The organism is Bartonella sp. AC535YNZD, from assembly GCF_042196625.1.
Lineage (GTDB): Bacteria > Pseudomonadota > Alphaproteobacteria > Rhizobiales > Rhizobiaceae > Bartonella.
The window spans coordinates 1-14,299 of sequence record NZ_JBHIQP010000010.1; the positions used below are offsets into that span (position 1 = coordinate 1).

A 14,299-nucleotide genomic window follows, 5' to 3' on the forward strand; every position below is an offset into this window, starting at 1 on the left:
GATGATGGTACCATCCGGATTGGCAGAGATTTTGACCTTGATCCTATGGGACCTGCAATTGAAGGCGGCGTTGGCATCAATGCGCAACTGTCTCACAATTTCTCTCTTCATGGTGATGTAAGCTATCAACAAAAGCTTCGAAAAACCGGTATATCTGGTGCAAGCTTTTCAGGAGGAATACGTTATCAGTTTTAATACAAGGCTGTAAAAATAGCGTATTTCTTTTCTATGCATTAACAAAAAAGGCAGCACATCGTGTTGCCTTTTCGCTTTATAAATCCTAATAACACTACACTATCCCTCCTTAAGAGAGCCCTTGCTTTTTCTACTGCCTGTAAATCAACATCCACACCCAACGCCGCAGCATGTTTGAAACAAAGCTTGAGACGCATCAGTGCTGTATTAGCATCTCCAGCTTTTGTATGACAGATGGGAGCGAGGATATTGCGTATTTCTATTTGTGTAATCTCTGAAATAGGCAGACAGCCTAATTTGGGGAGAATATGGAGTTTTAAAGGTGAAAACCTGTTTCCATCTTTACCATCATTTTTTAATTCAGCTTTACGACTTTCAAAAGCATCTAAGGCAATGTTTTTTAAGTAATGGAGATTACGCATTGCCTCACGTTTTCGTTTCTCACGTTTTTTAATGGGATCATGACCATCACGAAGAACAGAACGCTATTGGGTTTGCCAATTCACGAGCTTGTTTTAAAGAGACATCTCTCAAAGCACCCAAGTCCATTTAGCGACAGCGCCCATGAATGGTATATGAATGGTATAACGGTAAATCCATTGAGTACCCCCATCTTTACGTTTGTGAAAGAGCAATCCGGCACCATCATTATATTTTCCAGCTCGTGGGTGTTGCTAAAGCCCTTGGCTCTTGAGACGATTCATAAGAGCCATTTTAGTCCTTTCTTATACATTTTTTACCCACACGCCCAGCCCCGCTTGTAGTATGCAAGAGAATGGTTTTTCTTGATTTAAGACAAACAGGTTTAAAATGAGAGAATCTTACGTTATTCAGAACTCTAACTCAATGAAAGTAACGCTAAATTATCATTATAAATCAGTATATTATACCATTTTTATCAAGATAAAAGATAAGGTATTTTTATCTAGAATATGTCACAAAGTATGCTGCCTTTTCGTACATGAAATCCATTTTTTCCTGAAGTGTTTTCTTTTCTACTTAAATACGCTTTTCTTCCTCTTCACATGGATTGCGCAGCTATTCATCATCGAATTTTCCCATAAAGCTAAGCAAAGTGTATTTCTAGATAATATAAAGATAACAGCATTAAGAATAAATCTTAAAAAATAGAAGATTTCTTGCTTTTTCACTTATGGAAGTACAACAACTTTACCGTTCAATTATGCTCTTCTTTGAAGATAGATATGGTGCAAATATGCACCATGGAGCTGTCCAAGCAAAGATGATATTAGAAAAATGAAAAGTTAACCACTGCACATTTAAAACAGATAGGAAACCTACAGCCACTCTCATTTATTCCAAAGGATATAGAAAATGAAAAAAAACATACCGGATAAATAATCAATCATAGCTTATAATATAAGAGCATAACAGTGTTTTCATATGGCTACACTCTTCCCTTATGATATCTGGACAGCAAATATCTCTAAAACTTCTATAAAAATACTATTAAAGTTATGCTGTAAAAATGTTAATTGCCTCAACAATCATTTGTCAAAAATTTGCAAAAAATAATCAGAGAACTAACCGTTTGAACCACAAACATAGTTTGTGTGCTAATGATTTGATTTTTAACGACTTTTAACATATTGATAATCTTAAAATTAAATCAGACAGCCTCCCCAGTTAGTCCGGATAAGTAGGTATCTAACAAAAACTATTGTTAGGACCGTAGAAGACCATACCCCATCCTTATATAAGAAAGTGAACTTCCTTAAAAAACTTTGATATTGATGATACTAAACAGATTGGTATTCATTTTTACCTTAATCCGATAGATTCTGCCGTTAAAGGTGCGTTTAGCACAATACACAATTATCTCACAATTTAACTCTCTATATTGATGTAAACTATCAGAAAAAACTTTAAAAGACGTGTAGCCGAGACAAGTTTTTCTGATAGAATACGCTACCAATTTTAATATAAAAATTATAAAAAATAAGCATATTAATCCGTTTACTATTAACAAAAAAACGGACTGTATTTTTTTTATTTACAATCTATTATAGCAATAAAATAATTTCTTTCTTTACGATGTGTTGTCGCTATCTATAAAGATTTATTTACACTTCCATTGCTGGTTCTTCTAAACAAACAGTTTTGAGAAAATTAATGCATGAAAAGAAAATCTAACAACAAGCGCTTTATCTTTCATATACAAAATGCTCAAGAAAGCTAATTTTTTCATTTATAAAATGAAATCACTCAATAAAGTTCTTTTTATATCAATAAAAGATGTTTTAAATTGAATATTCAAAATATTGATTTATAATGATAATTTATCATTACTCATATTGAATTAAAATCTTGAATATCGTAATCTCTCTCATTTAAAACCTGTTCCATGTTGAACTAATCAAAATCATTCACTTGCACATTACAAGCAGAGCTGGCGTGTGAAGCAAAGTTATATAAGAAAAGCCTGAGAAGTCCTATAATGAACTGTCTCAAGTGCCAAGGGCTTATCACAAATATTGGGAGCTAGCAAAATGTGTGACGGGCTTGCTCTTTTATTAAGCGTAAAGGTATCGGCTTGCTCCTTCGTAAGCGTAAATATGATGGAACTCTACGGCTTTAGCGTTATAGCATTCATGAACACCGTCGCGAAATGGGCTGTGCTTCCTTAGAAAAATAGGCTTTGCTACCCTTAGCCTCCTTAAAGAAAGCCTGTGAATAGCCCCCCTCATCTCTTCTTCTTATAGCAGAAAAAATTTGCTGATCGTTTTGGTTAGTGCATCAAATAATACATCTCAACACTATAGAGCTTTTATAGCGATTATCTTTAATAGACAATTTTTAAATATCATACTTCATAGTGCTTTTAGCATAAGCTTAACCAAGCGAGGTTTTATGAAATCCACTTTTCTCAACTTTTTATGATCATGAAAAAAGTTTTTCTGAAGCAAAACTTCAAATCATAGAGAACACCATCAATATAATTCGTTTTGTTATTTACAATAAAAACATAATGATATAGAAACTGTCTGGGTACTTGCGCCATCAGGGGAATGAAGTAAGCATCAAAGCATACCAAATACTAAAGGCATATCTATGTGTAAGAAATATATTTATAAGAAAAATTTTTTGTTATGTACAATTGCTGGAACTTTGATTTTTTCTCATTTCGGTTCAACTTATGCAAATACATCGGCTCCTGAAACTCCTGGAATTTTTGGGAAGATTGAATTAAATAAGGGAGAAGAAAAGACTTTAAATAATGTTCTTGTCCGCGATAAAGGACCTGGAATATTAGCGCATGATAAAGCAGCTATCACAATTGTAAAATCAACAATACACACGGAAATGTCTGCACTTTCTGTATCAGCAGGTGGACGCATTCATGCTAAAGAAATTGAAGTCAATACAGTGTATAAAGGTTTAGAAACAAAGAATGGTATAATCGACGTCGAAGATTCAACCATAACCGTCCAACGAGGAGGTGCCGGTGGTATCGTTTTTTATGAAACAAAAGATTCTTCACTGAAAAGTGGAGAAAAAGTTGTCAATAAGATTGTTCTTAGCAATACAAAACTTCTTGTGAAAAACGGTACCGGTATTCTTGGTCCCTACTGCTCAAAAGCCGTTGCTGAAGTTCAACTTAAAGACTCAGAAATTCGATCTGACGTATTATTGAGAAATAAAACGAAACGTAAATATTATGATAACGATACTCTTCCTGTAACTTTAGCATTAACCGCTGATAATTCAACAATAGAGGGACGAGCAAGAACTTTAAAAGTCAATACAACGGTTTTGACTCTGAATAACAAGAGCAAATGGTACTTAAAGACCTCTCAAGAGGAAGTCGATACTGACTTTAATACGTTTAACTATGAGCTCAGTGATATTAAACAACGAACCCTTTCTACCGTTTCAGTACTGAATCTTAATAATAGTTCTATCATATTTAAGGTACCGCAAGGGCGGGAAAAAGATCATTATCATACCTTGTATGTAGGGCGAACAGCTGAGGTTCGTAGACCTGAGGGAAGTACAATCCCCGATATAGAAAGCACTTATAATACAGTTTACAATGCCACAGGCAATGCAAAAATTTATTTTAATATTGAATGGAGTGATGGTCTAGTAAAAGAACAGCAAAAAGCTGACCGCCTCCTTATTCATGGTGATGTATCAGGCAGCACAACAGTCCATATCAAGAACCTTGCGAAAGGTGAGATATTAAAAGCTGAAGATTCTGTTTCCTCGAATATGCGTGGTCTTTCAGTCATTCAAGTTTCTGGAAATGCAAATGAAGATTCCTTCAAACTTGCACACGGCTACACCACAATGGAGGGATTGCCCTATAAATATATACTCAAAGCCTATGGTCCAACATCCAGCCATGGGACAGCCGATAGCACACAAAGTCATTTTAGCGGAATATCACAAGAATCAAAAGAAAATACCCTCAAAGACTACACAATCTATACGATATCAGAATCAGGAAAAATGATTGAAGGCGTTTCACCAAAAGAGAAAGAAGCGCAAAATACCGGTTCATCATCCCTTGGACAAGCAAACAACGCACAAAACATTTTGGAAAAAAATCAAAATTTCTGGGATTTTCGCTTGCAAAATGCGACTCTCGATAATGAGGGAAAGATCAGAGCTCTCGTTCCTCAAGTGGCAAGCTATTTGTCCATGCCTAACGCACTATTCTCAGCTGGACTGGCTGATATAAACAATCAAAACACTTTACTCAACTCGATGCAGGAAAACACCTTTGAGACAAAAGATCATAAAAACAAAGGAATCTTATTCTCGACTTATGGAAATAAGATGACATTATCCTCTCACCGTACGCCATTACAATATGGCTATGGTGCCGATATTCACTATGCAGCTTTACAGGCAGGCATTACATTAGCAGCTCTAGAAGATCAAAACATGACCACCAATTTTGGTCTTTTAGGGACATATGGGAAATTAGCTTTCACCCCTAAAGACATGGAAGGTGCTGACAAGAGTACACTCAATAAATGGTCAATTGCTGCATATAGTGGGCTGCACCATAATAATGGGATATACATCCATGCACTCTTCTCCTATGGAATGCTCAAGGGAGATATCACCACAGCTCTCATAGGAAAGACTGCAGAATTGAAAAATGCTGATACATTCAGTGCATCAGCAACCATTGGACAAAAATTCGAAACCAGTAGGAACGGATTGGTCTTTGAACCACAAGCACAACTTGTTTATCAACGTCTCATGCTTGGCACACTCTCAGATGTCGATGGTTTTGATGTGGATATGGGAAATCCTTATCAATACTTAGTGCGTGTTGGTGGACGCTTAACGCAAACGAAGCTTTCTATTGAAAACGGCGATATTCTTTCTTTCTATGGTAAATTGAATATTGTTAAAGCTTTTTCTAACAATGGTACGATACAGATTGGTGAATCATTCCACCTTGATTCTATGGGAGCTGCCCTTGAAGGTGGACTTGGTGTAAATGCACAATTATCACAAAATATCGCACTTCATGCTGATGTTAACTATCAATATAAGCTTCAAAAAACAGGTATATCTGGAGCAAGCTTTTCAGGCGGAATACGCTATCAGTTTTAAGAAAAAGCAAAAAATAATTTATATTCTATTCATTTTAATAAAAGGCAGTACAAATGAGCTGCCTTTTTGATTTATAAAAATCAAATGTTTTTAATAAATTTTTTTGTATTTTAAAACACGTAATAAATAATTTTCTGTGTAAGAAAATCAATTAAAAGCTTTTTGTAAGCGCACAACAATAGCTTCTCCAAAAACTTTGTAGAGTTTTCATAACAACAGCCTTAAGCAACAAACATCCTTGCAAAATATTTTGTTTCTTAACACTTTTAAACGGAATACTTATCAATCTAGCTTTTCTGCAATTCATAGTTGCTCACTGCAATTTCTATTTTAAAAACTCTTCTAAGATCATTTTTTAAACGATAAAGAACAGGACGCAATATTTCGTTTTGTTGTTTACAATAAAAACATAATGATATAGAAACTGTCTGGGTACTTGCGCCATCAGGGGAATGAAGTAAGCATCAAAGCATACCAAATACTAAAGGCATATCTATGTGTAAGAAATATATTTATAAGAAAAATTTTTTGTTATGTACAATTGCTGGAACTTTGATTTTTTCTCATTTCGGTTCAACTTATGCAAATACATCAGCTCCTACAATGGTTATGGCTCGTGCGGATAAAGCAGGAGAAGAAAAAACCTTTAATAACGTTTTTATCCGCAGCGCATATACAACAGTGGTTGCTGATGACAAAGCCTTTATCACCATTACAAATTCAACAATGCGTTCAGACTCAAATTTATTTACCGCAACAACAGGTGGACGTATTCATGCTAAAAAAACTGTAGGAAAATCAAATTCCCGTGGTTTAGAAATTTCAAACGGCATCATCCATATTGAAGATTCAATCATTAATGTTTCCGGACATCACAAAAGTCGTGGTATCCTTTTTGATTACATCCCAAGTTCCCAAGTAAAAGAGGGCGAAAAAGTTATCAATAAAGCAATTCTTACCAACACAAAACTTCTTATTGAAAATGGTATTGGTATTCTAGGACCAGATTATGCAAAATCTGTTGCTGAGGTAGAACTTAAAAGTTCAGAAATTCGTTCTGATATATTATTAAAAAATAAAATCCCAGAAAACTCAAAAGATATCGATCCTCGCACTTTTATATTAAGCGCTGACAATTCGATTATAGAAGGACGAGCAAAGACTTTACCTCAAAATACAACGATTTTTACTCTCAACAATAACAGCAAGTGGTCCCTAAAGATTAGTCAATTTGAAGTAGACAAAGAATTTGACAGCTCTAAAGGATACTTGCTCACTGATATTAAACAACGTGCACAGTCTATTGTCTCAGTATTGAACCTTAATAATAGCTCTATTATATTTAATGCGCCGCATAAACTAGCAGACAATCAGTATCAGACCTTGCATGTGGGAAAACAGCCAATAGCTGAAGCTGCAAAAGCAGAGCAAAACAGAAGCTTCGATACAACAACGGTTTACAATGCATTGGGCAACGCAAGGATTTACTTTAATACCGAATGGAGTAATGGTCTTATAAAAGAACAACAAAAAACTGACCGTGTTCTCGTTCATGGTAATGTCTCAGGCACCACAACGATCTATTTCAACAATCTTTCAAAGCGTGCAGAACCATTCGATGATGATGAAGTTTCCATTCCTTTGAATGCGCGTGGTCTCTCACTTGTTCAGGTGTCTGGAAAAGCAGAGGAAGCCGCCTTCACGCTGGTAAATGGCTACACTACAATGGATGGATTACCCTATAAATATGTATTAAATGGCTATGGACCAACATCCAGCCGTGGGAGAGCTGACAAACAGCAAAGTCTTTTGCAAGAAAGTGAAGAGTTTTGGGATTTCCGTCTACAAAATGCGACTCTTGATGATGAAGGAAAAATCAAAGCTCTTGTTCCTCAAATGGCAAGCTATTTGGTTATGCATAATGCAGTATTCTCCTCTGGCTTGGCTGATATAAACAATCAAAATACACTGTTAGATAATATGCATTCAACAGTTTTTGGATTAGAAGGTCATAAACAAAAAGGGATATTTTTATCGACTTATGGCAACAAGATGACGTTATCTTCCAGCCGTAGTCCATTGGAATATGGTTATGGTGCTAATGTTCACTATGCTGCTATACAAGCAGGCATGACATTAACAACGTTAGAAAATCAAAATATAACCGCGAATCTTGGTCTTTTAGGCACATATGGAAAGCTCGCTTTTACGCCAAAGGACATGGAAGGTTCTGACAAAAGCATACTGGATAAATGGTCCTTTACGGCATATGGAAATCTCCACCATGACAATGGTCTCTATATTAATGCACTGTTCTCTTACGGCATTTTAAACGGACATATTACAACAGCCCTTATCGGCAACACCACAGAATTAAACAATACGGATACATTAAATATATCAGCTACCGTTGGACAAAAACTAGCAACTGGTGTTGAAGGGGTGTCCTTTGAACCACAAGTACAACTTATTTATCAACATATTGCCTTTGGCACTCTTTCAGATATTGATGGCTTCCAAGTTAATATAAAGACCCCTCATCAATGGTTGGTCCGTATTGGAGGTCGTTTAACAAAAACAATACTTCCTATTGAAAAAGATCGTGTTCTTTCTTTTTATGGTAAATTGAACGTCATTAAAGCTTTTGGTGAGAAAAATACAATTGATATTGTTGATTCTTTCCATCTTGATTCTATGGACTCTTCTCTTGAAGGTGGGCTTGGCATTAACGCGCAACTTTCTAAAAATATCGCACTTCATGCTGACGTTAATTACCAACATAAACTTCAAAAAGCTGGGTTCTCTGGAATTAATTTTTCCGGAGGAATGCGTTATCGCTTTTAAACAATTTTAGCTCTCTATTTTGACGCATAAGCAGCGCTGAGATGAAAACAGTGCTGCTTAACTACATTACAAAAAACCGTAATGTGTCAAAAAGTGGTTCATTTTTAGCAAAATAAAGAAAATATCTTAAGGAACATCTCTATGCATAAGAATCTTTTGTTATGTACAGCCGCTTGTGCTTTATTTTTTTCTTCTTTTAATTTCACATCTACCAGCACCGCCTCTGCTCTAAGCCCCCAGGAACGCCATGCCATTGAAGGGATTATGAAATTACCTGAACAATATCGCCATGTCATTGATTTAATAAACACACCAACACAAGCAGAAAAAAATCTTGAAAAGATAGCCTCTGGCGCCATGATGGAGGATAATTCGCACTTCAATCAAGCACTTGATGCCAATAACCAACGACGTGTTAATGCTGCGCGCCAAGAATGGATGAGCCAAGACAATCGTAATTGGTCTAAACTGCAAAATAAAGCAGAAATATTACATAAAGCAGTACAATTGGATAGTGCTTTACAAGGACAAAACAAGGAACTTTCCAATACTTTACGCAAAGCAGTATTAGAGACTTTGAACAACGATGGAATAACCAACGTGAAGAAAAAAGAAGAACCAACCCCTCCTGCATCTGAAGAGAATAAACAACCTCTTATTGACTCCAGCACAAGACAAAAACGCGCTAGTGATAAATTACCACCCGCTCACGTTGCTGCCCAACACAAGGACAATTCATTCACAAGAACAGATCATGGAATGAGACAGCCTAAAATAAATGAAAATTCGCAATCTGATATTGATCCCCAAACAAACACCACTTCCTCGGAATCAAAAACGACTCTTAATACATCAGAAAAAGCGCATATGAAATTGCTCCCAAAGGTTGAGAATACCGCTACCGCTGCGACAGAGAGCTCCTCTAAACTTACAGATGATGATAAAGCAACCGCAGCTTCTACTTCTCTTGATGGAACAGAAAAAAGCACAACTCTTACACCACAAGGAGAAAGTTCTTTAACCATGCCTATTGCGATGTTTGCTGTTGGGTTTAGTGATGTCAACAATCAAAATATCTTGTTAGACAATATGCAAATAACAATGTTTGAACCCAAAGATCATCCAGAGAGAGGCGTTTTCTTATCCTCTTATGGCAATAAAAGCACCTTTTCTTCTAAGGTTCAAGCAAAACAAGATGGTATCCAAGCAGATATTCGCTATGCTGCATTGCAAGCAGGAGCAACACTAATAGCGCTAAAAGATCAAAATATCAGCAGCAACTTTGGTCTTTTCGGAACATATGGGAAACTGTCTTTTACTCCTAAAAACAAGGAGAGCTTTCAAAAAAATATGTTTGATAAATGGTCACTCACCGCATATGGAAATATTCAGCATGACAGTGGCATCTATGCAAGTGCCTTTCTCTCTTACGGAATTTTCAAAGAAAATCACGCTACAACTCTCATCAAACATACCTCAAAAGTGAAGAATAGTAAAACATTAGGAGCCGCTGCAACTGTTGGTCAAAAACTGTCAACCAGTTTGGAAGGTGTAATCCTAGAACCGCAAGCACAACTTGTTTATCAACGTCTCATGCTTGGTTCTTTATCAGATAGGAGCTCTTTCTCAGATGACGATAACTCTAAAATAGACATAAGTAATCCTTATCAATGGCTGCTCCGTATTGGCGGACGTTTAACGCAAAACAAAGGACATGCTGTTTCTTTCTACGGCAAACTGAACATGATCAAAACTTTTAGTAAAAATTTTCAGCTTGCAGCTATGGGATCTTTAATCGAAGGTGGTTTTGGTATTCACACACACTTATCACAAAATATTCAGCTTCATAGTGATCTCAGCTATCAACATAAATTCAAAAAAGCTGGCATCTCTGCAATAAATATTTCCGCTGGAATGCGCTATCACTTTTAAAAATACTTGTATTCCTTATCTTGAAATATGAAGAGATCTTATTATGTTTCGTTTTGTCTCTTACAAAAGAGACATAATGAGGTCAAAGTTTTACTTTTTATGAGAGAGGGGGAAATATTTTAGGAATACATCCATATGAAAAAAAGCTTCTTACTATACACAGTTTCCGGAGTTCTGTTTTATTCTTCCAACAGTTTGTCTTATGCTATTCATGCTATGACTCCAACGATAGATCTCTCTTCTCCCCCGACAACATCTGACTCCAAAAGAACGATCATCCCCCCTCATCCTACCGGAAATGAACCTACAAAGTCTACTCCTACAAGCACTGTCGTTCCTCACATGCAACTTGGAGAAAAATTAAGGAGATATACACGCTCTTCATATGGAGAAACGACACATTCTTCAACACACCCCCAATCATCTGAACACCCTACAAAGCCTAAAACCTCCACAGAATCTTCTGAACCTGGAACAATTACACAACCTGAAACACCCCCTAAAAACACAGAAACGTCCAAGGCTTCTTCTCAAAATTCTAAAGGAAAAACGACATTCCCAAATGTAACCATTGAAAATACAACTTCTTCCTCAAAACAAAAGCATAGGCATGCTCGAGAAAGTATACAAACATCAAAAACTAAAACGACAGAAAGTTTACAGTCTAGCCTTACAGCCACACAAAGCGATATTACACAATCACCATCGACAGAAATAGCTCCAACGAGAGAAGAAACTGCAACAACAAAGATAGTTTTAACAAAAGGAACAGCTTCAACAACAGGAATGGAAGCAAAATCGAGAAGGCGTTCAGGAGCCACCACCTCTTCTACAGATTCTTCCAGCGAAAAGACGCCTCCAAATTCTGCTGTCTCTTCACAATCAGAAGCGACACAATCTGCACCCAATTTACAACCAACACCTGCAAACTCTGAATCTACAAGAGCGGAATCTACAAAACCAGCAACAAAGCTATCACCAACGTCTAAAGAACCAGAACTCACACAGCCAACATCATCACGATCACCAGAATCTGTACGACCAACGCCCACACAACCCACATCTGCCCAAAAGGTATCTGGAAACTCTGAATCTACAGAGGCGGGCATTACAAGACCAACAGCAGAACAATCACCAGTGCCTAAAGAGTCAGAACGCATACAGCAAACATCTTTAAGAATAGAAACTGGAAAACCAGCATTGCAGGTACCACCAAAATCTGTAAAACCAGCGCCAGTGCAATCTTCATCTGCACAAAAAATGTATGAAAAACCAGAGATTGAAAAACCAATATCACCGATAAAACAATATGAAAAGTCTACACAAATTGAGGATATAAGCACTGGAGTTGAAGCTAAAAACGGTAAGACCATAACGTTACATAACAAAAAAATTCAAGACAATAGTTTTGCTGTACATGCAGAGGGAAATAATTCAAAAGTCAACATGATAGGGGGAACAGTTGATGCGCGTTTTGTTGCACTAAGCGTATCAGATGGTGGAGAAATTGATGCTACAGGCATTACTGCAACAGCAGAAACAGCTGCTTTGGTAAACATAGAGGGCACAATAAAACTTAAGGATTCAAGCGTACATGTCACGGGAAATTATGAAGCAGACGGTATTATTTTCCGCAACAATCCGTATAATGCCCCTAGAAAACGATATACACGCAATGCTAAAAAGAACACCAATGCCGTTCAAGAACAAGATGTAGCCAATATTGCTGATAAAGTAACCCTAGAGAATACAAAGCTTTTCGTTGAACATGGTAGCGGTATCAACCTTTATGGAACAGGCGTAAACGGAGAAGTCAACCTTAAAAATTCAGAAGTTCATGCCGATATTTTATTAAAAAATATCAAGAACGAAAGTGCCTCCACAAACACCATTACATTAGTTGCAGACCACTCTTCTTTAGAAGGTCGGGTAAGAACTTCTGAAGATAATAGAACAGTTTTTGATCTAAAAGAGAGGACGAAATGGCTTTTAAAGGCGAATAAAAATGTCACAAATAATGATAATATTTTAAATGACTATAGACAGTTTGGTGTTGATGAAAAATCATACTCTAATCTTTCTGAATTGCACCTTACAAACAGTGTCATTATGTTTGACAAGCCAGTGGAGGGACATTATCAAACTCTGTTTATAGGACCTAATCTTTCGCAAGAAGACGAAACAACTCACACAGCAGCGGTTTATAGTACAGCGGGTCTTGCAGAGATTTATGTAAACACTCAATGGGATAAACATTCTCCTATCACGGAACAACAAACTGATCGCGTTGTGATTAATGGCGATGTCTCAGGGAGTACTGTTGTTCACATCAATCTCCAAACCGATAGCTCTGCTATTTGGGAAGAACGCATGGCGTCACTTCCTTTAGGGACACATGGGATTTCAATCATTCAAGTTTCCGGACAAGCAAATGAAAATTCCTTCACGTTAGCAGGAAACTATACGACAATAGGTGAACAACCTTATAAATATGTACTCACAGGCTATAAACCAGGAACATCTCATGAGAGCCAAAATCTTTTTGGCAAAAATAATCATGATTTTTGGGATTTCCGCTTACAGAATGCCTACATTGATAAAGACAAAAAAGTTCGAGCCCTTTTACCACAGGTAGCAAACTATTTAACCATATCTAATACTTTATTTTCTGCTGGATTTACTGATGTAAACAATCAAAACACGTTGTTAGACAATATGCGCACAACAGTATTTGGGGCAAAAGACAATAAAAAGAATGGTATCTTTTTCTCTTCCTACGGCGAGAAGGTCACCCTATCTTCCAACCGCGATCCACTGCACTATGGTTATGGTGCTGATATAAACTATACTGCCTTACAATTAGGAGGCATATTAGCCGCCTTAGAAAGCAAAGACATAAGCGCATATTTTGGTCTTTTAGGAACGTACGGAAAGCTTGCCTTTACGCCAAAAGAGATGCAAGATTCTGAAAAGACAACGCTTGATAAATGGTCACTTACCGCTTATAGCGGCATCCAGCATAGCAATGGTATATATGTCAACGCTCTTCTTTCTTACGGAACCTTAAAAGGAAATATTACCACAGCTCTTGTTGGGAATGCCGCAAAATTAGATGGTACCGAGATGCTTAATATATCTGCAACCATTGGTCAGAAATTAGCAACCGATACAAAAGGGCTGGTCTTTGAACCACAAGCTCAATTCATTTATCAAAATCTCATATTTGATATTTTCTCAGATACCAATGGCTTAAAAGTAGACATGGGCAATCCACATCAATGGTTGATCCGTTTTGGTGGACGTTTAACAAAAACGATAATGGCTGTTGAAGAAAACAAGGCTGTTTCCTTCTATGGTAAAATGAATGTTATCAGAACTTTTGGCGATGGTAAAACAATAAAAATTGCTGATACCTTTCATGTTGATCCTACCGGCTCTTCAGTTGAGGGAGGCATGGGGGTGAATGCATATCTTTCTCAAAATATCGTACTAAACGCCGATATCAGCTATCGGCAAAAACTGCAAAAAGCCGGTGTATCTGGCACCAATTTTTCTGGCGGGATACGTTATCGTTTCTAAAGCAGAAGTTAATTTTAACTTAAATAAAAGGGCAGCACAAAGTGCTGCTTTTTTATTTAAGTTTATACATTTTTTAATTCTCAAAAATCATTATCACATCAAAGAAGATTTTGACTTATAATATTTCTTTTGCGTATTGAATAAAAAACTGAAT

General features: G+C 36.7%; 5 protein-coding genes and 1 pseudogene. 5 read left to right on the forward strand and 1 reads right to left on the reverse strand.

From position 1 onward, the window contains the following. Nucleotides 1-195, forward strand: a 195-nt coding sequence (locus ACFIM8_RS06710) for an autotransporter outer membrane beta-barrel domain-containing protein (protein ID WP_375607277.1), incomplete at its 5' end; no start/stop codon positions are given. Nucleotides 196-305: 110 nt separating this feature from the next. Here the strand turns inward: ACFIM8_RS06710 and ACFIM8_RS06715 are convergent. After that, nucleotides 306-908: pseudogene (locus ACFIM8_RS06715) on the reverse strand (integrase arm-type DNA-binding domain-containing protein); the annotation flags it as partial. Between the two features lie 2,359 nt (nucleotides 909-3,267). Between ACFIM8_RS06715 and ACFIM8_RS06720 the strand changes: the two are divergent. The 4 genes from ACFIM8_RS06720 to ACFIM8_RS06735 all read left to right on the forward strand — a co-directional run bounded on the left by ACFIM8_RS06720 (nucleotide 3,268) and on the right by ACFIM8_RS06735 (nucleotide 14,145). Next, nucleotides 3,268-5,790 carry an autotransporter outer membrane beta-barrel domain-containing protein gene (locus tag ACFIM8_RS06720; protein WP_375607276.1) on the forward strand — a complete coding sequence of 841 codons (2,523 nt, stop codon included), beginning with the start codon at nucleotides 3,268-3,270 and terminating at the stop codon, nucleotides 5,788-5,790. A gap of 495 nt (nucleotides 5,791-6,285) precedes the next feature. Beyond that, a complete protein-coding gene (locus ACFIM8_RS06725; RefSeq protein ID WP_375614684.1) occupies nucleotides 6,286-8,634 on the forward strand; it encodes an autotransporter outer membrane beta-barrel domain-containing protein in 2,349 nt (782 codons plus the stop codon). A 141-nt stretch (nucleotides 8,635-8,775) separates the two neighbouring features. After that, nucleotides 8,776-10,566: an autotransporter outer membrane beta-barrel domain-containing protein gene (locus tag ACFIM8_RS06730; RefSeq protein WP_375614685.1), complete on the forward strand. Its 1,791-nt coding sequence runs from the start codon at nucleotides 8,776-8,778 to the stop codon at nucleotides 10,564-10,566. 135 nt (nucleotides 10,567-10,701) lie between these two features. Continuing rightward, complete coding sequence (locus tag ACFIM8_RS06735) at nucleotides 10,702-14,145, forward strand: autotransporter outer membrane beta-barrel domain-containing protein (RefSeq protein ID WP_375614686.1); 3,444 nt, start codon at nucleotides 10,702-10,704, stop codon at nucleotides 14,143-14,145. Nucleotides 14,146-14,299: the final 154 nt, after the last annotated feature.

What these genes read in the sequence shown, in the direction of transcription:
- ACFIM8_RS06730 (WP_375614685.1), top strand. Translation starts at nt 8,776, where the DNA reads ATGCATAAGAATCTTTTGTTATGTACAGCCGCTTGTGCTTTATTTTTT.
- ACFIM8_RS06725 (WP_375614684.1), top strand. Translation starts at nt 6,286, where the DNA reads ATGTGTAAGAAATATATTTATAAGAAAAATTTTTTGTTATGTACAATT.
- ACFIM8_RS06720 (WP_375607276.1), top strand. Translation starts at nt 3,268, where the DNA reads ATGTGTAAGAAATATATTTATAAGAAAAATTTTTTGTTATGTACAATT.
- ACFIM8_RS06735 (WP_375614686.1), top strand. Translation starts at nt 10,702, where the DNA reads ATGAAAAAAAGCTTCTTACTATACACAGTTTCCGGAGTTCTGTTTTAT.